The sequence below is a fragment of the Nitrospirillum guanabarense genome (assembly GCF_034653355.1).
Taxonomy (GTDB): Bacteria; Pseudomonadota; Alphaproteobacteria; order Azospirillales; family Azospirillaceae; genus Nitrospirillum.
In genome coordinates, this window is sequence record NZ_JAYEER010000002.1 from 568,977 (window position 1) to 592,051 (window position 23,075).

General features: G+C 67.5%; 20 protein-coding genes. 8 read left to right on the forward strand and 12 right to left on the reverse strand.

Annotation, left to right across the window (positions count from 1 at the left end; genetic code table 11):
* The first annotated feature begins 5 nt into the window (after positions 1–5).
* On the forward strand, positions 6–2,207 hold the full coding sequence (locus tag UAA55_RS09055) for a catalase (RefSeq protein WP_322952361.1): 2,202 nt from the start codon (positions 6–8) through the stop codon (positions 2,205–2,207).
* A 5-nt stretch (positions 2,208–2,212) separates the two neighbouring features.
* Here UAA55_RS09055 and UAA55_RS09060 read toward each other — a convergent pair whose 3' ends face one another.
* The 5 genes from UAA55_RS09060 to UAA55_RS09080 form a co-directional block, all read right to left on the reverse strand.
* The gene (locus UAA55_RS09060) at positions 2,213–2,440 is read right to left on the reverse strand and encodes a hypothetical protein (RefSeq protein ID WP_322952362.1); all 228 of its coding nucleotides are present in this window, start codon (positions 2,438–2,440) and stop codon (positions 2,213–2,215) included.
* Positions 2,441–2,476: 36 nt separating this feature from the next.
* Positions 2,477–2,893, reverse strand: coding sequence for an SRPBCC family protein (locus tag UAA55_RS09065; RefSeq protein ID WP_322952363.1), 417 nt, complete (start codon positions 2,891–2,893; stop codon positions 2,477–2,479).
* 7 nt (positions 2,894–2,900) lie between these two features.
* Positions 2,901–3,233 carry an ArsR/SmtB family transcription factor gene (locus UAA55_RS09070; protein ID WP_322952364.1) on the reverse strand — a complete coding sequence of 111 codons (333 nt, stop codon included), beginning with the start codon at positions 3,231–3,233 and terminating at the stop codon, positions 2,901–2,903.
* 82 nt (positions 3,234–3,315) lie between these two features.
* Positions 3,316–3,510, reverse strand: a complete 195-nt coding sequence (locus UAA55_RS09075; protein ID WP_322952365.1) for a NepR family anti-sigma factor — start codon at positions 3,508–3,510, stop codon at positions 3,316–3,318.
* A 165-nt stretch (positions 3,511–3,675) separates the two neighbouring features.
* A complete protein-coding gene (locus UAA55_RS09080; RefSeq protein WP_322952366.1) occupies positions 3,676–4,230 on the reverse strand; it encodes a sigma factor-like helix-turn-helix DNA-binding protein in 555 nt (184 codons plus the stop codon).
* A gap of 480 nt (positions 4,231–4,710) precedes the next feature.
* Here UAA55_RS09080 and UAA55_RS09085 point away from each other — a divergent pair, with 480 nt between their 5' ends.
* The 3 genes from UAA55_RS09085 to UAA55_RS09095 all read left to right on the forward strand — a co-directional run bounded on the left by UAA55_RS09085 (position 4,711) and on the right by UAA55_RS09095 (position 6,655).
* On the forward strand, positions 4,711–5,247 hold the full coding sequence (locus UAA55_RS09085; protein ID WP_246138793.1) for a sigma-70 family RNA polymerase sigma factor: 537 nt from the start codon (positions 4,711–4,713) through the stop codon (positions 5,245–5,247).
* A 318-nt stretch (positions 5,248–5,565) separates the two neighbouring features.
* Complete coding sequence (locus tag UAA55_RS09090; RefSeq protein ID WP_322952367.1) at positions 5,566–6,069, forward strand: YciE/YciF ferroxidase family protein; 504 nt, start codon at positions 5,566–5,568, stop codon at positions 6,067–6,069.
* Positions 6,070–6,244: 175 nt separating this feature from the next.
* A complete protein-coding gene (locus UAA55_RS09095) occupies positions 6,245–6,655 on the forward strand; it encodes a PRC-barrel domain-containing protein (protein ID WP_322952368.1) in 411 nt (136 codons plus the stop codon).
* Between the two features lie 65 nt (positions 6,656–6,720).
* Here the strand turns inward: UAA55_RS09095 and UAA55_RS09100 are convergent, their stop codons facing one another.
* The 5 genes from UAA55_RS09100 to ubiT form a co-directional block, all read right to left on the reverse strand.
* Positions 6,721–6,954, reverse strand: coding sequence for a hypothetical protein (locus UAA55_RS09100; protein WP_322952369.1), 234 nt, complete (start codon positions 6,952–6,954; stop codon positions 6,721–6,723).
* A gap of 713 nt (positions 6,955–7,667) precedes the next feature.
* Positions 7,668–10,889, reverse strand: a complete 3,222-nt coding sequence (locus UAA55_RS09105) for a tetratricopeptide repeat protein (RefSeq protein ID WP_322952370.1) — start codon at positions 10,887–10,889, stop codon at positions 7,668–7,670.
* A gap of 148 nt (positions 10,890–11,037) precedes the next feature.
* On the reverse strand, positions 11,038–11,961 hold the full coding sequence (gene ubiV / locus UAA55_RS09110; protein WP_322952371.1) for a ubiquinone anaerobic biosynthesis protein UbiV: 924 nt from the start codon (positions 11,959–11,961) through the stop codon (positions 11,038–11,040).
* 10 nt (positions 11,962–11,971) lie between these two features.
* A complete protein-coding gene (ubiU, locus tag UAA55_RS09115; RefSeq protein WP_322952372.1) occupies positions 11,972–12,979 on the reverse strand; it encodes a ubiquinone anaerobic biosynthesis protein UbiU in 1,008 nt (335 codons plus the stop codon).
* Positions 12,976–13,587 carry a ubiquinone anaerobic biosynthesis accessory factor UbiT gene (gene ubiT, locus UAA55_RS09120; RefSeq protein ID WP_322952373.1) on the reverse strand — a complete coding sequence of 204 codons (612 nt, stop codon included), beginning with the start codon at positions 13,585–13,587 and terminating at the stop codon, positions 12,976–12,978. Before ubiT ends, ubiU begins: the two co-directional genes overlap by 4 nt.
* Positions 13,588–13,750: 163 nt before the next feature.
* Between ubiT and UAA55_RS09125 the strand changes: the two genes are divergently transcribed.
* The gene (locus UAA55_RS09125) at positions 13,751–14,758 is read left to right on the forward strand and encodes an MBL fold metallo-hydrolase (protein ID WP_322952374.1); all 1,008 of its coding nucleotides are present in this window, start codon (positions 13,751–13,753) and stop codon (positions 14,756–14,758) included.
* A gap of 82 nt (positions 14,759–14,840) precedes the next feature.
* Here the strand turns inward: UAA55_RS09125 and UAA55_RS09130 are convergent, their stop codons facing one another.
* Both UAA55_RS09130 and UAA55_RS09135 read right to left on the reverse strand, forming a co-directional pair.
* Complete coding sequence (locus UAA55_RS09130; protein WP_322952375.1) at positions 14,841–16,790, reverse strand: serine hydrolase domain-containing protein; 1,950 nt, start codon at positions 16,788–16,790, stop codon at positions 14,841–14,843.
* Positions 16,791–16,837: 47 nt separating this feature from the next.
* On the reverse strand, positions 16,838–19,051 hold the full coding sequence (locus tag UAA55_RS09135; protein WP_322952376.1) for a TonB-dependent receptor: 2,214 nt from the start codon (positions 19,049–19,051) through the stop codon (positions 16,838–16,840).
* A gap of 230 nt (positions 19,052–19,281) precedes the next feature.
* On the opposite strand from UAA55_RS09135, the gene UAA55_RS09140 reads away from it, so the two are divergent.
* From UAA55_RS09140 to UAA55_RS09150, 3 genes are all read left to right on the forward strand, one after another.
* Positions 19,282–19,941, forward strand: coding sequence for a helix-turn-helix domain-containing protein (locus UAA55_RS09140; RefSeq protein ID WP_322952377.1), 660 nt, complete (start codon positions 19,282–19,284; stop codon positions 19,939–19,941).
* A gap of 214 nt (positions 19,942–20,155) precedes the next feature.
* Positions 20,156–21,364 carry an MFS transporter gene (locus UAA55_RS09145; RefSeq protein WP_322952428.1) on the forward strand — a complete coding sequence of 403 codons (1,209 nt, stop codon included), beginning with the start codon at positions 20,156–20,158 and terminating at the stop codon, positions 21,362–21,364.
* Positions 21,361–22,353, forward strand: coding sequence for a dipeptide epimerase (locus UAA55_RS09150; RefSeq protein WP_322952378.1), 993 nt, complete (start codon positions 21,361–21,363; stop codon positions 22,351–22,353). Before UAA55_RS09145 ends, UAA55_RS09150 begins: the two co-directional genes overlap by 4 nt.
* The last annotated feature ends 722 nt before the right edge of the window (positions 22,354–23,075 follow it).

Here is a 23,075-nt window from a genome sequence, read left to right on the forward strand (position 1 = left end):
AGCCAATGTCCGACACCCGTTACGATGACACGCCCGTGCGCCCGGTGCCGCCCACGCCCAGCCCCACTCCGGACGCGCCCATCCCGGACGCGGTGGCCCAGCCATTGGCCAAGCCCACCATGCCCAGCGTGCCTTTCGTCGGCGGCGACACGGCCAAGCAGCGGGATCTCGCGCCGGACAGCCAGGAGGCGGGGTCGGCGTTGACCACCAACCAGGGCCTGAAGATCAGCGACGACCAGAACTCCCTGCGCGCCGGGCCGCGCGGGCCGACGCTGATGGAGGATTTCCATCTGCGGGAAAAGATCACCCATTTCGATCATGAGCGCATTCCGGAACGGGTGGTGCACGCCCGCGGCGCCGCGGCCCACGGCGTCTTCCAGGTCTATGAGCCGCTGACGGACCTCACCACCGCCGCGCCCTTCCAGGACCCGGGCAAGGAGACGCCGGTGTTCGTGCGCTTCTCCACCGTGGCGGGGTCGCGCGGGTCGGCCGACACGGTGCGTGACGTGCGGGGGTTCGCTGTCAAATTCTACACCGAGGAAGGCGTGTGGGACCTGGTGGGCAACAATATGCCCGTTTTCTTCATCCAGGACGCGGTCAAGTTTCCTGACCTGATCCACGCGGTGAAGCCGGAACCGCACAACGAGATCCCACAGGCGCAGTCGGCGCACGACACCTTCTGGGACTTCGTGTCGCTGACCCCGGAATCCGCCCACATGCTGATGTGGGTGATGAGCGACCGCGCCATCCCCCGCAGCTACGCCACCATGGAGGGCTTCGGCGTCCATACTTTCCGCCTGGTCAACGCCGACGGGAAGGCGCGCTTCGTCAAGTTCCACTGGAAACCGCTGAAGGGCATCTTCAGCCAGGTGTGGGACGAGGCGCAGAAGACCGCCGGCAAGGACCCGGACTTCCACCGCCGCGACCTGTTCGACGCCATCGAGCGCGGCGACTTCCCGCAATGGGAGCTGGGCCTGCAGGTCATCGAGGAAGAGGATGAGTTCAAATACGGTGTCGACATCCTCGACCCCACCAAGATCGTTCCGGAGGAGGTGGTGCCGGTCCGCCGGGTGGGTCTGATGACCCTGACGGCCAACCCGGGCAACTTCTTCGCCGAGACCGAACAGGTGGCCTTCCATGTCGGCCATGTGGTGCCGGGCATCGACTTCACCAACGATCCGCTGCTGCAGGGGCGCCTGTTCTCTTACCTCGACACCCAGCTGCGCCGCGTGGGCCCGAACTTCGCGGAACTGCCCATCAATCGGCCGCTGCAGCGGGTGGACAACAATCAGCGCGACGGCATGGGCCGCCGGCAGATCAACCGGGGCCGCGTGGCCTATTTCCCCAACGGCTTGGCCCACGGCTGCCCCATGCATTCGCCGGAGGCCGCCGACGCCTTCCGCAGCTATGCCGAGAAGGTGGACGGCGCCAAGATCCGCGTGCGTAGCGACAGCTTCGGGGACCATTTCAGCCAGGCCACCCTGTTCTGGAACAGCATGGCGGGGTGGGAGAAGGACCACATCGTCGCCGCCTTCTCCTTCGAGCTGAACCAATGCACCGACATGGTGGTGCGCCAGCGGGTGATGGATGTGATCCTGAGCAACATCGCGCTGGAACTGGCGCAGGGCGTCGCCGCCCGGACGGGCATACCGCTGCCGGAGGCCAGGGTGCATCCACCGGTCGCCGATCTGAAGGTCGGGCGCTCGCCCGCGCTGAGCATGGACAGGGTGGCGGAGGACATCCGCGGCCGCAAGGTGGCGGTGCTGGTGGACAACGGGGTCAGCGTCGAACAACTGACCATCATCCAGGAAACCTTGATGGATGAGGAGGCGGTGGTGGAGGTGGTGGCCCCCACCGCCGGGACGGTGCCGGGCGGCGACGGCGGCTTCGTGCCCGTCACGCGCGCCGCGCCCAACGCCCCGTCGGTGGTTTATGACGGGGTGATCGTGCCGGGTGGGGCGGACACCAGCGTCCTGGAGGCCAGCGGCCTGTTCCGCCATTTCCTCAACGAGGCCTTTCTGCACGGCAAGCCTATCGCCGCCATCGGCACGGGCGAAAGGGTATTGGCGGCCGCCAACCTGCCCGTCCTGCCGAAGGAGGAAGGGGTGATCACCGGCGAGACGCTGGAGGACATGCTGGCCCTTTTCGTCGAGGCCATGCGCCGCCACCGCTTCCCTCAGCGCAACGTCGGGCCAGTGCCTGCCTGAGGCGCCTAGCCGGGGGCGCGCTGCCCGCCGGCGCGGCCCCGCCCGACATAGGGCAGCGCGAACAGGTAGAGGCCCGAGGCCAACAGCAGGATCAGCGGGACCAGGGCCAGCAGCCCAACCCAGGCGGCGGGTTGCTGGCCCTGGCTCATGACCGCCATATAGGTGATGACGCCGCCGGTGAAGGCGATGGATAGCCAGCGGTGAAGCTGGCGGATGCCTTTGGCCCAATTCATGGGGTGACCTCCGTTTTCCATGGTCTCGCGTGGGTCTCAGGCGGTGGCGCCGGCCAGGACCTGTTCCAGTTTGCCCAGGAACTGTGTCCAGCCGTATTGGGCGCCGCGGTAGGCCTGTTCCTGGTCTGGGCGGAAGCCGGCCTGTTCCATGCGCAGGCGGGTGCCCGTGGCGGACGGCGTCAGCGTCCAGGTGACGACACTGTCCAGGCCCATGGCCGCCCAGCTGTAGGACAGGATCCGGTGCGGTTCCACCTCCAGCACCTGGCAGTCGACGGAACCCCAGTCGCCCCGGAAATCGAAGCGGTGGCCCACGGTCGCCTGGAAGTCGTTCTTCATCAGCCATTCCGCCAGCAGGTGGGGCTGGGTCAGGGCGCGCCAGATCTTTTCCGGCGGGTAGGGCACCTCGCGCTCGATGACGACGGAGCGGGTTTCGGACGCGACGGCTTCAGTCACGGGGGGATCATTGGTCCATCCTTTTCAGCAAGTCTTCCAGGGCGTCGAACCGGCCTTCCCAGAAGCTGGCCATCTGGATCGTCCAGTCGGTCAGCGGGGCCAGGGCCTTGGGCTGGGCGCTGTAATGGGTTTGGCGGCCTTCCGGCCGGTCGCGCACCAGGCCGGCCTGCTTCAAGGCGGCCAGATGTTTGGACACGGCGGGCTGGGAGACGCCGGCGTGCGCGGTCAACGTCGCCACGGTCTGTTCCCCCCGGCGGCATAATTGCTCAAAAATCCCTCGGCGGGTGGGGTCGGCCAGCGTTCGGAACAACAGGTCGGGATCGTGGGGCATCGGATACATAACCAATCAGCTATGAGAAAATTCATAACCAATCGGTTATGAATGAGTCAAGGATAAACCGTGGGCCGGCATCACCGCCCCTTCAATGCTTGCGGCTTTTCTGATGCAGTTTGTCCACCAGGTCCAACAGGTGCTGCGGCACCGGTTCCGCCTCCTCATCCTCGAACATCTCGCGTAGGCCACGGTCCAGCACGGTGTGTGGGCCCGGGGGCATGGGGCGGGTGCCGGCCGTCAGCAGCGATCGCTTGCCGTTGGTGGGCTTCGGCTGCTTGGTCATGACGGATCCCCTGGATGCGGCCCCGGTAGGCAGGCCTTGTTTGGGCGGTAGCCTGGCGCCCGCGTGTCCCCCGGCAGGTTGAAGCGACATCTTGGGCCTAGGGCGCGCCGCCGGCTCAGCCAGCTTAAATGAGCGACCGGCGGCCAACCACCCTTAAGAAGACGCTTAGTGAAGACCGGCGCCCGCACCGCTGGCAGGATGGTCGACGGGCGGAGGGGCGGCACGCGGCGGCATCTCTCCCGCTTGAGGAATCCGGATGGCCATGTCGTCCTCCAGCATCAGCACGCCGGAGCGCAGGCGATCACGGAAAGCTTGGCGGGCCAGGTGGATCTGGCGCTCGACCTCGTCCAGCGGCAAACCCAGGATCCAGGCGGCCTCGTCGGCCGAAAAGCCCTCCACCGCCGTCAGCAGCAAGGCTTCCCGCCGTTCACAGGGCAGGGTGCGCAGCAAGGCGCCGGGGCCCATGGTTTCAGGCACGGGACCCTCATCCTCCAGTTCCAGGTGTCCGCCGGCATAGATGCGGTGGAACAGGCGGAACAGCGTGCCACGGTCGGCGTCCTGCCCCAGCACGCCCACACCGTCCTGCACCAGTGTTTCCAGCACCATGCGAACGTAAGCGTCGCCGCTGATGGCGCGGCCGGTCAGGGCCCGGGCGTAGCGCCGCAGGCAGGGCAATTGTTCGGTGACGAGGTCGGCGGGGGCGCTGCGGGGTGCCGGCATGATCTGCGTCGCTCCTCTTGTCTGGTCATCGGGCCTTCGGGATGCGGGTCTTGGGGGTGATTAGGCCCGGGCTGGTGATCTGTTTTCCCAACCCGCCGACCGCCGTGAAAGTTTCGTTGACCCCTGGAACTTTACGCCGGACGTTTTCGCGTTAGGGCACACGCCATAATGAATTCGTTTGGTATAGGCGGTTCCGCCTACGACAGATACGTGTTTATGGAAAAATAGAGACGTCGCCCCCCTCCCAGAAAATCCAGAGACGCCTCAGTTTTAGGGGGTTATGATTTTACTGAACGCCGCAAAACGCGCCATGATAATCTCAAATAAACCCGAATACCTCATCCATCCGATTCTCGAGGATCCAGTTTCCCTTGGGAGAATCTCGATACGGGGCACATTATGCCATCTGATTTACTGTCGACCGACCTAGCAGCAGGTCCGCTGAATGCGGGTTCGCGGGATCCGGAATTCCGTGATGAGGTGTTGCGCCTGTTGCCCGCGTTGCGCGCCTTCGCCCGGTCCTTGACCAGCAACGCCGCCGATACCGACGACTTGGTCCAGGACTGTGTGGTGCGCGCCTGGTCGCATGCCGATCAGTTCACGCCCGGCACCAACCTGCGCGCCTGGCTGTTCACCATCTTGCGTAACCGCCACTATTCCATCGCCAAGCGCCGCCAGCGCGAGGTGGCCGATCCGGATGGCTTCCACACCGGCCGCCTGATGATGGAGCCGGCCCAGGAGTGGGGCATCACCGGGCGTGAGCTGAAGGTGGCCCTGGCCGCCTTGCCGGAGGACCAGCGCGAGGCGCTGATCCTGGTGGGTGGCGCCGGCGTCAGTTATGAGGAGGCGGCGGAGATCTGTGGCTGCGCGCTGGGCACCATCAAAAGCCGCGTGAATCGGGCGCGCACCAAGCTGGCCGGCCTGATGGGCCTGCCCAATCGCGTCGTCGCCCTGGGGGCCACCACCCTGCCGGCCGGCGCCGATGCGACATCCACGACGCAGTGGACGCGGCACTAGGGGGCCACGCCCTCGAAGGTTGGGAACCAGGGCGCGTTCCGCCCGTTACCCCGGCGGCCCCACCCGGCCGGGACGCCGCCCGACGTCTGACCGCAGCGGGCTGACGGGCGACATGATCTGGGCTCGGGGGTCGGCCTGCCCCAGGCGAGGGAAATCGATCCGCGCCACCACGCCACCGGCCGGCCCCCTCGACATCCCCATCCGCCGGGACAAACCGCTTCAGTTGCAGCAGCCCTTAACTTTCGGAACAAAAACGTGCAGATCCGCGTTTAAAGCCGACGGACGGGGACTCCCGCCCCGCTTGCGGAGGATACGGTCATGGGCATGTTCACCAAGGACATCGAGACGCTGCACGATTTGTTCCTGTACCAGTTGAAGGACATTTATTACGCCGAGCGCCGTATCGCCAAGGCGCTGCCCAAGATGGCCCTGCGCGCGGCCGACCATGAGCTGAGGCACGGCTTCGAGGCGCACGCACGCGAAACCCAGGAGCAGATCGCCCGGCTGGAGCAAGTGTTCCAGACGCATGGCGCGGTGCCGGAGGCGGCGAAGTGTCCTTCCATCGACGGCATCATCGACGAGACCGACGACGTGGTGGGGGAGGTCGCGGACAAGGGCGTTCTGGACGCCGCCCTGGTCGCCGCCGCCCAGTCGGTGGAGCATTACGAGATCGCGCGCTACGGCACCCTGGTCGCCTGGGCCCGGATGCTGGGCCGGGAGGACAGCGCCCAGCTGCTGCGCCTCAGCCTGGATGAGGAAAAGGCGACGGACGAGTGGCTGACCATGCTGGCCAAGACGCGACTGAACCGTACCGCCGCCTGAAGGTCCGTTAACGCCTGGGGCATTTGTGGGGCGGCCGGCCCGGCCCGGGAACTGTCGGCGGCTTTCGGTTGTTGTTCAACTGGTTAGCAAAACCGACTTCCAACAACCGGGCGGCCCGCCCAAGCGTCTCGGCGCCTTCTGGGAAAAGCGGCCCGCCCCAACCGGAGGAGTTACCATGAAACGCGCCAACCTGTACCTGGCCGCGGCCCTGGGCGTGTCCGCCCTGGGCACCGCCGTCGTCCTGCCCGCCACCCCGATCCTGGCCCAGGGCACCACCCAGCGCATCGCCACCACCAAGGTGGATGTGGCCACTGTGGCCACCGGCCATCGCTCGTCCAAGATCGTGGGCGCCAAGGTGGTGAACGACCAGAACGACACCGTCGGCACCGTTGACGACCTGATCATCTCGCCCAAGGACAGTGTGCCCTACGCCATCCTGTCGGTGGGCGGCTTCCTGGGTGTGGGCGACCGCCTGGTGGCGGTGCCTTATAGCGCGCTGCAGATCACCGACGACAGGATCGAACTGCCTGGCGGCAACAAGGACGCACTGAAGAACCAGCCCGCGTTCCACTACGCCAAGAGTTGAAAGCTCTGAACGGCCGAAGCCAAGAAGGCCCGGGGGAGCATGATCTCCCCCGGGCCTTTCCGCGTTCAGCGCCGGCTGCTGCCGAAGATGAAGCCCAACACCACGCCAAAGGCGGTGTAGGCCACGGGGGCGCTGGTCAGGACGTCGGTCAGCTTGGTGCCCAGCGGGCGGCGGGCGTGTTCGGGAACGGGTGGGGCTTCGCCCGTTCCGTGATAGGCGCCGTGGGCCAACTGCTCCAGCTTGGTGCGGGGCCGGGGACGAGATGGTTCAGGAGAGGGGGGCGGCGCGAAAGAAGCCATGGGGATTCCTCCTTGGTCACGGGATCGAGGGGCGTTTTCCACCCGTCTTGCGTTGAGGGAACCGCCGCCCCATCCGCCCTGTTCCGCCTTGCCCGCTTTTGGACGGAACCAATCGCGGGCTGGGGCATTGGCTTGGGACTGCAGGCCTGGCTGCCAGCTCAGTTGAATGGCGGAGAAGACGCATGGAGACGAAACTCAGCCGGTGCGGCCTGTTGGGAGCCGGGCTCCAGGCGCGCCCGAGCGGTCCGCCTGGGGCGGCGCCCCGACGCGGACATCCAGGGGACATGCCTTGGCTGGAGGGTGCGGCCGACGCGCCGTTCATGACCCTAGCGGAGGTATATCGCTCCGCCATCCGCGCCATCGACGACTTGGCATCACCGGCCGGCCCGGCCGGACCCGCGCGATGAGGACGGCCAGCCCAGGGAAGTGGGGACCAAGACCCGTGTCTGAGAAACTGCCCTTCGTTGACGTGCTGGTGGTGGGGTTCGGCTGGACCGGCGCCATTGCCGCCCGGGAATTGACCGAGGCCGGCCTGAATGTCCTGGCGGTGGAGCGGGGCAGGTGGAGGGGACATGCCCACCGACATGCGCCATCCCAACCCGGAAACCATCTCCAGCCCTCACATCGACAGCCGGCGGAAGCCGGCAGAACTGACCTGACCGGGCGGGGATGGCGGCGCTAGGGCAGCCGGGGCCCCATCGGGCGGGTGGTAGTCAGGGTTGGATGCCGTACTTGGCGTATTGCGTGGCGACTTCCGCGTCCTTCGCCTTAGCCTGGTTAATGTCGGCCGTGCCCGCCACCGTTTCCCCTTTATGCAGGTGGGCGATGCCCCGTCCGAAAAGCGACATGGCGCTGTCGGGTCGCAGCTTAAGGGCTCCGTCATAGCTGGCAATGGCTTCGTCGTACCGGCGCAGCCGCAACAGGACGAAGCCACGACTATCCAGGGCGGCAGAGGTGGGGTCGTCAGCCTGCTTTTGGACCAGCGCCGCGTCGCAATCGGCTAAAGCCCCCTCAAGATCGACGTTGGCTTCGGCCTTGGCCCAGCACATGTTGTTCAACACCATAGGATTGGTCACCAGGGCCCGCGCGGCGGCGAAGTCCTTGGCAGCCAAGTCGTTTTTATCTTGCTTAGCATAGGCTATACCGCGCTGCAAAAGGGCGTTGGGATCCTTGGGGTTGATGTCCGACGCGGCCGTGTATGCCGTCACCGCCGTTTCCCAATCTCCGGCGTCCATGGCCAGTCGTCCCTGCATCTGGTGGGCGGCTGCATAACGCGGATCCAGCTTCAACGCGGCATCCAGATCCGCCTGCCGCGCCGCCGGGTCGGTGGCTGGCCGGATACTGGCCCGCAGCGTGTAAGCCGCTGGGGTCGATTGGATTTCCAGGGACCGGGTCAGCGCGCGGAAGGCGTCGTCCTTGTGGTTGAGTTGATTGTAGATATTGCCGGCGACGAGGTACGCCGCCGCGGTGTTCGGATTGGCGTCAATGACGCGGCGCGCTTCCGGCAGCGCCTTTTCCGGCGTGCCCGTGATGCCAAAGAGCTGTGCGCGGTAACCGTAGCCGTCCAGCCAATCTGGACGCTTGTGCAGTACAGCGTCGAGGTCGGCCAAGGCGTGGTCATAATCCTTCATCTGGGCATAGACCTGAGCCCGTTGTTTCAGGGTGAATTCGTTGCCGGCGTCGATTTCCAGCGAGGTTGAGAAGGCTGCCACGGCGTCCTTCAGCTGACCGTGACGCCAGGCTATCAAGCCCCTCCCTTGGAACACATAAGCGTTGCGGGGATCGACGCCGCTCGCCTTATCGAAATCCTGTTCCGCTTGATCCAGTTCACCCAGCCAGTAATGAGCAAGGCCTCGGTCAGCGATTGCGGTCGCCGTCTTAGGGTCCAACGCTTCCGCCTTGTTGAAGTCCGCGATGGCTTCTTTATATTTTTTCGCACCCATCAGGCTATAACCCCGATTGATATATTCATCGGCGGTGGTGAGTTGTTGTCCCAGCAGGAATTCGATGTCTTTGGATGTGGCCCCGTAGTCGCGCGGCATGTAGACGTAAACTGTACTGTTGTTGATCTCACGTAGCGCCTGTTGCACTTCTGGGGCATCTTTGGCTGGGAACTCGGGGGCGATACTGCGCCGGGTAGCCTCGACGGTTAAGGTTCCGCCTGCCAGCGTGGCTTTGCGGCGATATTGCGTAGCTCCAATGGTGCGATCGACATTGGCGCCATCGCTGACGCGGAATCCCCCGCCGTCGTTGGGCACCAAGATGGTTTCCACATTCCGCGTGTAGGTCGGGAAAGCCACGGCGTAGGGCGCGTCGTCATGGGGGCCGGGGCTACGTTTCAGGTCGGCTTTGTACCCCATGCCAACCCCGTCGATTTCATATCGGTTATACTCCCAATCCATGCGGGCCATGCCGTCCATGGTCAGCGTTTCCGTTTCCGCCGCGTCGTCATAGGTGGCGGATACCGAGGTCACGTCGACGAAGTCGTATTGCTTGCGCCAATATTCCTTGAGGCCGCGCTGCAGATCGGCTGGCATGAGATTGGCCAGCTGTTGTTTCAAGCCTATCGCCGCGATGCCGGTGAAAACGCTTTCGACATGCATAGGCGCAGGGGGACGGATCCCGGCGGACGCGTCGATGCGTACCGTGGTGCTGACGCTGGGGCGATCCAGTGGGCCGGGCATGATGGGGATCAACGTTGCCCCTTTCTCGGCCAGCGGCAATCCCCAATGAAAACTGGGAATGGGCAGACGATCCAGGGTGCGGTCCCCCGTCCGGGTGCCGTCCAGCCAATAGTCCTTGCCGTCCACCGTGGCACGGACCAATACATGGTTGAAATGCTGAAGGGCCGGCAGGCGCACGTCCATGCCGTCACCGTCCACGGTGTTGACCAACACGGCGTTCGCGGTGATGCCCAGCTCATGCAGCAAGGCGAGCAACATGGCTGTTTTGGCCTTGCAGTCGCCGAATTGGCGGCTCCAGGTTTCATCGGCCGTGGCTGGCACCAGCGTCCCGTCATTCAGACCCAGGAAGACGTAGCGGATTTGATCCTGCACCAGGGTCAGCGCCGCCGCCGCCTGGACCTTGGGATCGGGCGACAGGGCGCGCAAGCGCGCCACCTCAACCTTCAACGGTGATTGCTCGGTCAAGGTGGCCGCACGAACGAACAGTGGGTGCATAAGGCTGGAGACGGCCGCCCAGGAGGCGAAGTCGCTGATCTGGATCTCGCGACGCTGGACGAAGCGCGTCGGCGCGCCTGCCGGTTGTATCAGCGGCTGCGTGTCATCCTGCGCCAGCGTCAGCTCCACAGTTTCGCCGTCCCGGCTTTCCTTGGCGCCGGTCAGCGCCTCGCTGGCTTTCCAGTGGGACGGCTGCCTACGGGGCCACAGGGCGCGCAACGACAGATGGCCAGTGGGCAGGTCCGCGAGGGCGGTTAGCGTCCAGTCCACCGCCCCTTTCAGCACGGGGTCGTTGCGTTTCAGGGTGTAGGCGAGGTTCAAGATGTCGCCCACACGCAGATCCTCGGGCTGCAACGCCGCGGTCAGCACGCCGTCGAGCGCCGCATACTCCAGGTTCTGTTCGCGGCGCAGGACAGTGAAGGACTGTCTGGCCAGCACATCGATGACCTCACCGTCACGGATGATGTGGAGCTTATGTATGGTCAGGGTGTCGGTGGACGGCTTCCATGGCAGGCTCAACGTCCCAAGGGCGGTCAGGCCCTGCGGCGTCTGAATTCGGGTCGCCGTCTCAAGGAAGAACTCCGTGCCGTTCGGCGTGAAATTCAGTTGCTCATCTTGCAGCAACAGCTGAATGGCGGCCTCACCCTTCGGGCCCATCTTCGAGGGGAGGGCGGGTTGCTTTACCCAAGCGGCGGCGGGTCCCCGCATGGGCGCATCGGTGGCCATCGCCTCGCCCGATTGAATGCCCCAAGCCAAGGAGAATATAATCCACGCCCACGTACGCCGCATCGGTTACCCCCAAAGATCAACACGCTTGAGGATAGCGGTCTGGCCGGCATTTGCAATTCGGTGGCATTGCGGTGCGGATGCATCTTTCGCGCAATTTTTGTGCAGATACCCTTTTCTAAAAGCTGCCCGCCGCCGCCCGGTAGGCCATGCCTTCCGCTCCGTGCAGGAAGCCATTGCTGAAGCGTCGGCCGGGGCAGAGGTCGCGCAGGCGGTCGCGGGCCGGGGCCACCGGCACGCCACCAACCAGCACGGCGCGGAAGGTTTCGGCCACCGCCACCATGTCGCAGTCCTGCGGCGACAGGCGGAAGCGGCTGACACCCAGGGATCGTAGCCGGCCCAGATCGCCCAGCAGGTCGAGGTAACTGCCCGACAGGGTCTGCACCCCGTTCACCGACAGGAAGGGCGTGCCGTCCAGGGTGTCCAGGTCCATGCCGTCGGGATGCTTTTCGCAGACGTAGCGGCAGCCGTCCTTGTGCAGACCATGGGCGCGGGCGTGATAGCAGCGGGCGGAGATCGCCAGGGGCAGGCGGCCGAAGGCTTGGACCTCCAGGCTGACGCCGCTGATTACGGCCGCCCGCGCCAATGCCGCGATGGCGTCGGCTGTCAGTTCGCCGGGCAGGCAGACGCGGACCGCACCCTGGCGGGCCATCAGTTCCAGGGTGCTGGGATTGTAGACGGCGACCAGGGGGCCGATGGCGTGCGGCCGGCCGGCGCAGGCGGCGACGGCGGTCAGGTCGTTGGCCTCAACCAGGAAATCGTTGTCGGCCGCCAGGTCCATGACCCCTTGCCGCTCGCGCGCCTGCATGACCAGCGCCAGGCTGGCCAGCACCACCTCCTTGCCGGCGCGCCGCAGGCGCTCCGCCACCTCGGGGATGTGGCTGTCGAAGAAGGGGGCGCGTTTGGAACAGACCACCTCGCCCAGGATGACGGTGTCCACCGGCGCCTCGTCCGCGATGCGGGCGTAGAAATCGCGCCGCCGGGCGGCCGGCCAGTGGAAGTGCAGCGGGCCCAGGGTCAGCTTGGGACGTTCGATAGTCATGATCCCCCCCTCAGCGCCAGCGCCGGTCATAGGCGCCGGCGGTGGCGCGGCCGCCTTCCATTTCACTGGCCAATCCCCGGGCCAGGTCCGGTACGGTGAAGCCGCCGGCCACGGCGCCGTCGATGACGCGGCGGAATTCCCCGACCACGCGGGCGACATAGGCGCGGCCCCGTTGCCGCCCTTCGATCTTCAGCGCCCGCACCCCGGCCTTGATCAGGCCGGGAATGTGGTCGGCGGCGTTCAGCGAGGTCGGCTCCTCGAACAGGTAGCCAGTGGTGGCGTTGGCGCGGAACCGGCCCTTGCACAAGGTGGGATAGCCGGCCGGCGATCCAGCGGAGTGGCGGTCGATGGTGACGCTGCCCAGCCGGGCGGTGACGTCGCCGCCGGGCTCCCGCCGGAATTGCACCGCGCCGGCGGGCGAACAGACGCCATGGGTGTTGGGCGACTGGCCGGTGACGTAGCTGGACAGCTGGCAGCGCCCCTCCGCCATCACGCACATGCCGCCGAAGGCGAAGACCTCCGTTTCCACCGGCGCCACCGCCGCCGTCAGCTCCGTCACCTCCGCCAGGGTCAGCACGCGGGGCAGCACCACGCGCTGCACCCCGAAGGCCTGCGCCAGATAGCGGATGGCCTCGGGCGTGGAGGCGGCGGCCTGGACCGACAGGTGCAGGCGCAGGGAGGGGTGCATGGCTTGGGCATAGGCCAGCAAGCCCAGGTCGGCCAGGATGACCGCGTCGGCCCCGGCCTCGGCTGCGTTGCCCACGGCGCGGTGCCAGGTGGCCTCCTCCCCCGCCCGGGGGAAGGTGTTGATGGCGATGTAGAGCGACCGGCCGGCCCTGTGGGTGCGGGTGACGGCGGCGCGCATCTCCACCGGGCTGAAATTCAGGCCGGGGAAGTTGCGGGCGTTGGTGGCGTCGGCGAAGCCGCAATAGACGGCGTCGGCGCCGGCTTCCACCGCCGCGTCCAATGCCGCCGGCGTTCCGGCGGGGCAGACGAGGGCCAGGGATGGGGCCGTCATGGCCGCGCCTCCAGCGCCGGCACCACCGCGGGCTGCAGCGCGGCGCGGGCCGTCAGATGCAGCAGGCCGTCGACCTCGCCATACCAGCGCCGGCCCAGGATGAGGAGGCGCCGGGGCAGGCGGGCCGCCAAGTCGCGTTCCAAGGCGATGCCGGCGCCATCCACGGCGTTGCGCAGGATCAGCACCGCTTCCATATCGCCCTCGATCATCAGCTGTCGGCTGAAGAACAGGGAGTCGCCATCGACGCGCCCTTCCAGCAAGGCCAGCAGCGCCGCCAGGGGCGCCCGCAGCGTGGCGGCCGCGGGCGCCGCCGCGCTGCCATCGGCGATGGGCCACAGGCCGGGCCGCGCGCCCGCCGGCCGCAGCAGGAAGCGCACCGGCAGGTCGCTGGGATCGATCAGGAAGGTACGCTCCCCCAGCACCGCCAGGCGCTGGAACACCGCTTCATGGCGCCGCCGCAGGCGGTCGAAGGCCGTCTGTGACAGGCGCGCGGCCACAGGCCCGGCCAGCGGGCGGCCCAGCAGCGGCAGGGGTGGCAGGACACGCGCCGCCAGTCCCGCAAGCAGCACGGGCGACAAGGGGGGCGGATCGGTCGGGTCGAGACTCACGGGTGGGCATCCCATTAGGGCGGCAGGTCGTGCGACTGTGGGCGCCGCCGGCCAGGGATGTCGTTGACATGGCACAATAATGGAAGGGTGCCCGCCCTTGAAACGGCGCCGCCCCGTGCCGATACAAGGGAAGGTTCTTGCCACACAACGATGCGGACGCCGAATGCCTGGGAATCCCTATTACACTGGTCCTGTGACGGACCATTTCGACGGTGTCCGCTTCTTCAATCCCGGCCAAGCCCCGACCGACCGCAGCCTAGGGGAGATACTGCGCTGGCGCTGGGGTGGGAAGCGGCCGGTGTGGCCTACGGCGGTGGCGGGGCGGCAGGTGCGCCCGGCGGCGCGTGTGCATGGCCTGGCGGTCACCATGATCGGCCACGCCAGCGTGCTGATCCAGGTGGCGGGGCTGAACCTGCTGGTGGATCCGGTCTGGTCGGAACGGGTCAGCCCCTTTCAATGGCTGGGGCCGCGCCGCGTCAACCGGCCGGGCGTGGCTTTCGAGGATCTGCCGCCTATCGATGCGGTGCTACTGACCCACAACCATTACGACCATCTGGACGTGGGCACCCTGCGGCGGCTGTGGGCCACCCACCGTCCCCGCATCGTAGCACCCCTGGGCAATGATCGTGTGGTGGCGCGCGAGGTGGGGCCCCTGCCGATGGAAACCGGCGATTGGGGCGACACGGTCGCGCTGGGCCCTGCCGTCACCGCCTGCTTTCATCCCGCCTATCACTGGTCGGCCCGCCGCCTGGGCGATCGGCGCATGGCGCTGTGGTGCGGCTTCGTGCTGCGCACACCGGCGGGCCCGGTCTATGTGGCGGGCGACACCGGCTATGGCGACGGCGCTATTTTTCGCCAGGTGAGACAGCACCATGGCGAGCCTACCGTCGCCATCCTGCCCATCGGCGCCTACGCCCCCCGCTGGTTCATGAAGCAGCAGCACTGCGATCCGGCGGAGGCCGTGCGCATCCTGGCCGACTGCGGCGCCCGCCAGGGGTTGGCCGTGCATTGGGGCACCTTTCCCCTATCGGATGAGGAACGGCTGGCCCCGCCGCAGGAACTGTCCCAGGCGCTGGCATTGGAAGGCGTGGCGGCCCATCGCTTTCGCGCGCTGGAACCGGGGGACGTCTGGATCGGCCCAGGCCAGGACTCCCCGGACCAGGACGATTGATTTTCCATTTCCGCCCCACGTCTTGAAAAAAAGAAGCCGGCCGGGACCATGATCCCGGCCGACCTTCAGTGCCCTGACGAATTCAGAAGTTCAGCGTGGCCGTCAGCAGCTTGACGTTGATGGCGGCCCAGACGAAGAAGACCAGCGACAGGGCCACCAGCGCGGCCCAGGCGGTGCCCCAGGGGCGGCGGCCGCCCCCGGTGGCGATGCCGTAGGCGTTCCAGATGGCGGCCACGGTGCCGGCGATGGTGGCCAGCAGCACCAGCTGCATCAGGCGCATCCAGATGTCCAACCGGCCATCCAGTGCGTCCACGCCGTTGTTGATGACCGACAGCATGATCCCCCAGCCCAGGACGAAGACCAGGGCGCCCCAGGCCGCGGCCCGGGTGGTGCGGTGCAGGACCAGCGCCCGCCCGGCGATGCCGGGGTTGTAGCGGTAGCGGCGGCGCACCAGGGCGACGACGGGCCAGGACAGGGCGGTCAGGGCCAGCACGCCCAGGGCCACCGCCATCACCGGCGTGATCCAGCCGGCGTTCAGCGAGCCCGGCGCCGGCACGAACTCGATGATGGGGGCGTAGGCGCCAATGGAGAACATGACCACCCTGCCGTCCTTCACCACGGCGGCCAGGCGCTCCTTGCCTTCCGTGTCCTGCCACAGCCAGGGGCCGACCTCGCGCCAGCGCTTCGGCACCCGGGCGGCGTCCAGCAGGGCGGAGACGGTGATGGTGTCGTCATCGTTCGCCACGATCTGGGCCTCGCCCAGCAGGCTGAACAGGCGCATGAAGTTGGTCTCGGAACCACGGCTGCTGACATAGTGCCCGGCCATGGCCTGGGCGTGCTCCTTGGCGGTGGGGGCCGTGGGCAGCTCGGGCTTGGCCTGCGGGAAATAGCGGTCCGTGAAGTCGACGAAGACATGCTCCCGCAGCACATGGGCGGCGGCCTCGCGCCCGGCGCTGTTGAAGGACATGTAGAGGCCGACGCCGTCGTCGATGAACAGGTGCAGGTCGGAATGGAAGACGTCGGTATCGCCGCCATGGCCCACGATGCGGTGGCCGTTGCGGTCCTCATGATAAAAGCCCAGCCCCATGGCGGGCAGGCCGGGGTAGGGGGTGTTGGCGTTGGCGTACATCTGCTCGGCCGTCGCCTTGTCCAGCAGCGGCCCACCGTGGGCCAGGTGCGCGATCATGAACTGCGCCATGTCGGCCCCGGTGGCGGACAGGGCGCCCGCCGGCGACATGTCGATGATCTCGAACGGCTGCGGGTCCTTGGACGCCTGCTGATAGCCCTTGGACATGCCCCCGGCCAGGTTGGCCGGCAGCGGCTGGACAAAGGTGGAATGCTGCATGCCCAGAGGCGTGAAGATATGGTTCTGGATGTATTGGGCGAAGGGTTCGCCCGACACCCGCTCCACGATATAGCCCGCCATCGAGGCGCCGTAGTTGGAATAGGCCGGGATTTGTCCCGGGGCGTAGATGCGCGTCGGCACCCAGCGCTTCATGGCCTCCCCCAGGGGCTTGGCCAGTTTGGGGTCGTTGAGCAGCAGGTACTTGGCCGTCTCCTCGAACCCGGGGGTGTGCGTCATGATGTGGCGCAGCGTGATGGGTTTGCCGAAGGCCGGCGGGATCTTGTAGTCCAGGTAGTCGTTGACGTCGCGGTCCAGATCCAGCTTGCCCGCCTGCACCTGCTGCATCACCGCCGTCCAGGTGAACAGCTTGGAGATGGAGCCGGGGCGGAACAGCGTGCCGGCGGGGTCCACGGGCTTCTTCTCCTTCACGTCGGCATAGCCGAAGCCGCGCTGGGTCAGCACCTGGCCGTCCTTCACCACCACCACCACCGCGCCGGCGATGTCGCCGGTCTGCAGGGCGTAGGGCATGTAACCGTCCAGCCAGGTGTCCACATCCGCCTTGGTCAGCGTGGACGCGGGCGCCGGGGCCGAGGCCGGCGCCTCGCTGGCCGCCGGCACCTGGGCGGGTGGGGTCGGCTTGAGGTCGGCGGGCGACTGCGCCGCGGCCGGCAGGGCCAGGGCGGTCATGAGAAGCGCTAAGAGGCGAACCTTCCACATCGTGTTCTGTCCTTGCCTTAGAAACGATAGCCGAGCGTGGCCCCGAAGGAACGAGGGCGCACGATGGCCGCGGTGACATTGCCATCCAGGGCCGACCCGGCCGCGCCCACATCCAGGATGCCACGGCTGTCGGTCAGGTTGCGCACGAAGGCATCGATCCGGTACCCGCCGAAGGTGACGCCGGCATGGGCGTCCACCTGGCTGTAGGCGCTGAGGTGCCGCTGGCCGTAGCTGGTGTCGAAGGCCGACAGCCGATCGCCGGTGTAGCGCCAGCTGAAACCGGCGATGCCGTCCACCGTCTCGCTCAGCGGCCGCTGGTATTCCACCGCCAGGGTGGAGGAGAAGCGGGCGGTGTAGGGCAGGCGGTCGCCTTTCAGCCCGCCCACCAGGGGGGGCGCATCGCTGGTGAGGGTGGCGTCGACGAAGGCGCCGTTCAGCGACACGGTTAGGCCGGTCAGGGGCCGCATCGTAACCGAGGCCTCGATACCCTGGCTGCGCGCGGTGCCGCCGTTGATGTTGACGCCGTAGTCGTCGACCGAGCTGAACAGCTGGATGTTGTCCCAGTCGATGTAGAAGCCGGTCAGTTCCAGCGACAGTTTGCGGTTCAGCAGTTCCGACTTCACCCCGATCTCATAATTGGTGGTGGTGTCGGCGCCGAACTGGTGGGGGACGGCGTCCGGCGCCCCAGGCGGCAGCACGTTGGGGCCGCCGGGGCGATAGCCCTTGGCCACCCGTACATAGATCGTGGTGTCCTCATTGGGCTTGAACGACGGCGCCACGGAATAGGTGAACACCCCGTCCGAGGAATGGGCGGTGTAGTCGGAATCGCCGGCCAGGGGGCCGCTGCTGATCTGCACCGCGTCCTGTTCGTTATGGCTGTAGCGGCCGCCGAAGGTCAGGTCGAACTGGTCGTTGAGGTGGACGGTGCCGCTGGCGAAGCCGGCATATTCCTCGTACCGCGAAGCCAGGTTGGCCAGCGCCAGGCCGGAGAAGTCGGCGATGCGGGCGCCGCTGGCGCCGTCCACACCGTCGATGATCTGATTGATGGCATTACGTTCACGCGTGTAGAAGCCGCCCACCGTCCATTCCAGCCAGCCGGTGTCGGTGGAGGCCAGGCGCACCTCCTCCGTCAGGCGTCGCTGCTGCACCTGCTGCACCTGCGAGGCGCCCAGCGGCACGCCAAAGGCGCCGGTCAGCAGCCCGCCATAGAGGCCGCTCGCATCCTCCAAAGCGTTTTGATAGAGCGAGCTGTAACTGGTGGAGGAAAGCAGCTGCACCGGCCCGAAATCATAGCTGCCGGTCAGGTTGTAGACCCGGTATTGCATGTCGCTGGGCTGGGCGACCACGCGGGCCTGCCTATAGTCGCCCAGCACCGGTTTCAGGGTGAGGGGGTCGACGTCGACCTGGTTGGTGCCGTTGCTTTCCAGGTTCTGCAATACCACCGAGGCCCGCAGGCTCAGCGCGTCGGTGGGCTTGAACAGCGCGGAGACGCGGCCGCCGTAGGTGCGGCCGTCATTGATGTCCTTCTCATGCTGGTCGTCGATGAAGCCCGGGTCGCGGCGGTAGAAGCCGGTGGCCCGCACGGCCAGGGTATCGGCCAGCGGCACGTTGACCGAAGCCCGGCCGGACCAGCCGGTGTCGCCATGGGCCACGTCCTCGGTGCTCAGCTCCGCAGCCGCGTGCACCGCGTCCGTGCTGGGCGCCACCGTCACGTACTTGACCAGGCCGCCCAGGGAATTGGCGCCGTAGAGGGTGCCTTGAGGACCGCGCAGCACCTCCACCCGTTCCAGGTCCGATGGGTCCAGATCGGGGGTCAGGATGGCACCGTTGGCCAGGGAGGTGGCGGAGCCGTAGGGCGTCTCGTCCACATACGTCGCCACAGTGGCGCCCACGCCGCCGGTGTTGATGCCGCGCAGGATCAGCCGCGCCTGGCCTGCCTGGGTTTCCACCAGGGCCGCGCTGGGCACCCGGGTGAAAAAGTCATCCAGCCGTTCGGCATGGGCTTGCTGCAGCGCCTCCGCCGACACGGCGGAGACGGATTGCGGCACGTCGATCAGACGCTCCGTCCGTTTCTGCGCCGTGACGACGATCTCCGCCAACATATCGGCCGTGTCCGCCGGCGCCGCCGCGGCTGTCGATGCCGCATCCGGTGCCTGTTGCGCCCGCGCGCCGGCGCTGACCGCCAAGGCCGCCACGCCCGCGCAGAGGAATGCCCTGGTTCCCCGCTTCATTTCCCGATCTCCCTGATCGTTATGTTGGGCCCATGATGGCATGTGTTTCATATTTGGCAACAGTGTTTCTGCAGCGCGAATGCATCTGCGCCGCGGCGCTGGTTTTCTCCAGGCGGCTGGTGCACCTTGGGTGGTGAAACGCCTGGAAACGCGGATGGGAAACGGGAAACGTGGTGCCTGGACCACCACGCCCTGGGATCGCCACGCTTGGGGAACGAAGGAGGGGACGCATGGCCAAATCCGCACAGGACCGGGCGCATCCGGCGCTGGCCCTGCGGGCGGCGCGGATCAAGCAGGGGCTGACGCTCCGGGCTTTGGCGGCCCGCATCGGCATGCCCTTCTCCACCCTGTCCAAGCTCGAGAACGGCAAGATGGAGATGACCTACGACAAGCTGCTGCGCCTGGCGCAGGGGCTGGGCGTGGACATCGGCACCCTGGTCAGCGGCACGGGCCCGGAAGCCGAGGCGCCGCCGGCCGGCGGCCGCCGCAGCGTTTCCCGCGCCGGCCGGTCGCCCGGCGCCACCTCCGACGTGCATGCCCATCAGTATCCGGCGGCCGATCTGCTGGGAAAGCTGATGGTCCCCATCATCATCGAGGTGCGGGCCCGCAGCGTGGCGGAGATGGGCGGCATGGTGCGCCATTCGGGGGAGGAGTACCTGTACGTCCTGTCCGGCGCCATGGAACTGCACACCGACCTTTACGCGCCCTTGCGGCTGGAGGCGGGCGATTCGGTCTATTTCGACAGCGGCATGAGCCACGTCTATGTGCGCGTGAGCGAGGAGACGTGCCGCGTGCTGTCGGTTTGCGCCGGGCCTGGAATCCAGCGGCTGGCCCAGTCCGCCGCCAAGGCGTGGAAGCTGTCCCCGGCCACGGATGGGGAAACGGTTTGACACACTGTTTCCGATATTGAAACAACCGCCGGCCTGTGTGATGCTGACCCCATCATGCAGATCGCACCCCCCGAGAACGAAATTCCCAATGGGGGAATCCCCGACAGGGACATAACGAACAGGGACCTTCAACCGTGGCCGCGGCCTGTCGCGGCATGGTCGGCGGTGGCCCTGTTCTGCGTGGCGGCCGTCCTGTCCTACACGGAACCGGCAGATCCTCAGCCTCCTGGTCGACCCCATCCGGGCCGACCTGGACATCAGCGACACCCAGGTGGGGGTGCTGCAGGGGGTGGCCTTCGCGCTCATCTACTCCATCGCCGGATTGCCGCTCGGCCGCTTGGCCGACATGCTGCCCCGCCGCGCCGTCATCTGCGCCGGCGTGGGGCTGTGGAGCGTCGGCACGCTGCTGTGCGGCTACGCCCCGTCCTTCTGGGTGCTGTTCGCCGGCCGCCTGGTCGTGGGGGTGGGGGAGGCGGCGCTGGCCCCCGCCGCCATGTCCATGATCGCCGACATGTTCCCGGCCGAGCGCCGGGGCCTGGCCACCGGCGTCTTCGTCATGGGCATGACCATCGGCGGCGGTGTCGCCATCGCCATCGGCGGGGCCGTGCTGGGCTTGGCGGCCGCCGGCGGCTTCCAGGGCATACCCCTGCTCGACGGCCTGGCCGCCTGGCGCGCCGTCCTGGTCCTGCTGGGCCTGGCCGGCCTGCCGCTGCTGCTGGCCCTGCTGCCCATCCGCGAGCCCGCGCGCCGCAGCGAGGCGCTGGCCGGCGGGAAAGAGGCGACATCGTTGCGCGAGATCTTCGCCCAGCTGGCGGCCGTGCGCACCGTCCTGGTCCCGGTCATCGTCTGCTGCGCCTTCCTGTCGGTGGGCGACTTCGCCCTGATCGCCTGGGCGCCCGCCCTGCTCAGCCGCCGCTACGCCATGGCGCCGGACACGGTGGGCTTGGCTCTGGGCTCCCTGGTCGTCGTCGCCGGCGTGGTGGCGACCGTGGCGGGCGGCGTCATCAGCGACGTGGCGGTCAAGCGCTACGGCCCCTCCGGCCGCATCTGGGTCGCCACCCTGTGCGCCGTTCTGGCCTTCCCCTTCGCCCTGGTGGCGCTGGCCTCCTCCTCCAACCAGGTATTGGCCGCCGTCACCCTGTGGACCCTGTTCTCCAGCGCCGCCGGCACCATCGGCATCACGGCGGTGCAGGAAATCGTGCCCAACCGGGCGCGGGGGCTCAGCGTCTCCTTCGTCGCGTTTGGCAACATCATGCTGGGCCTGGGTGGCGGCGCCACCTTGACCGGCTACGTCACCGACCACGTCTTCGCCGACCCCCTGGCCATCGGGCAGTCGCTGACGCTGGTCATCGCCCCCCTGGCCGGGGCCGCCATCCTGCTCTTTCTCCATGCCTCCCGAACCGCCCGGAGTGTCAGTCGGTGAGCCTGTCCGTCACCTATCGCCGGGACGCCATGCGCATGCGTGAGCCGTTCCGCATCTCTGGCTATTTGCTGCACGCCATGCCCGCCACCGTCGTCACCATCGGCGACGGTACCCACTTCGGCCGGGGCGAGGCCGCAGGCGTTTACTATCTGAACGACGACCCGCCGCACATGGAGCGGGAGATCGAGCGGGTGCGCGACGCCCTTGAGGCCGGCGTGGACCGCCAGGGCCTGCAGTCCCTGCTGCCACCCGGCGGCGCCCGCAACGCGCTGGACTGCGCCCTGTGGGAGCTGGAGTCCTTCCAGAAGGCCACGCCCGTGTGGCGGCTGGTCGGGGTGCCCGAGCCCAAGCCCCAGGTCACCACCTTCACCCTGCCAGCCGACGACCCGGCGGAGATCCTGCGACGGCTGGAGGCCTTCACCAACGCCACCTCCATCAAGCTGAAGCTGGAGGGCGACTTGGCGGCGGACACGGAACGGGTGCGCGCCGTGCGCCGAGCCCGGCCGGACGTCTGGCTGTCGGTCGACGCCAACCAGGGTTTCGGCGCGAAGGATCTGGAACCGCTGGCCGCCATGCTGGTGGACCAGGACGTGGCGCTGCTGGAACAGCCGGTGCGCCGGGGTGCCGAGCATCTGCTGGACAGCTGGGACGCGCCCCTGCCCGTGGCGGCGGACGAGAGCATCCTGGACTTGAAGGAACTGCGCGAACAGTACCGCCGCTTCGACATCGTCAACATCAAGCTGGACAAGTGCGGCGGCCTGACAGAGGCGCTGGCCATGGCGGCGGAGGCCCGGCGCCTGGGCCTGGGCGTCATGGTTGGCAACATGGCGGGATCGGTCCTGGCCGCCGCGCCCGGCTTCGTCCTGGCGCAACTGTGTGACGTGGTCGACCTGGACGGGCCCTATTTCTTGGCCGAACCGGGAGCCGACCGGGGCATTTTCGATGCCGGGAAAGTAATGATTCCGGCCGATTTCTGGGGCCGGGGGTAACCCTTCCTCCGCTTGAGGGGCCTGCAAGGGGTATGTCGCCCGAGGCCTGTCCTGCCAGGGCGCGCATCCTCGACGGACCCGGTTCCCGGACTATCTACCTTCCGCCGCCGTTCCCGACGCCTGAAGGTGCCGCCCGCCATGCCGCGTTTCGCCCGCCTGTTCGCCCCCATCGCCTTGGCCCTGTCCCTGGTGGTGGCGCCTGCCGCGTTCGCTGACGCGGGCGCGCTGTCCTATGGGCGCATCGAAGGGCGTAACATCAACCACTTCGTGCGCGATGGCGACGTGGCGGCCCACCTGCTGCTGCGCTCCGGCGCCGACCCACGCATCATCGTCGCCTTTCCCGCCGGCAACAGCGGCGCCGGCCTGTGGCTGGACATCCCGCAGGGCCAGGGTTCCGGGGACTGGACCCTGACCACCCCGCCCATGCCGGTGACGGAGGGCGATGGCCAGGGACGGCCCCTGCGCGGCATCACCTTCCAGGCCAGCCTAGCGGCCGGCACTGTCGGCATCCGCCAGGCGGTGCTGTCCAGCGTCCGCGTCCTGCGCGACTATGACGCCGTGCGCACCGTGCCCGACAGCATCAGCCCGGACCTGGTGCGGGACGGCGCCCGTTTCGTCTGGGCGCGCGACCGGCTGGACGGCAAGCCCGGGTACCGCCTGACGATGGAGGTGGTGCACGGCCAGGCGACTGGGACGGGCCTGAAGGCCGATCCGGACGGCAC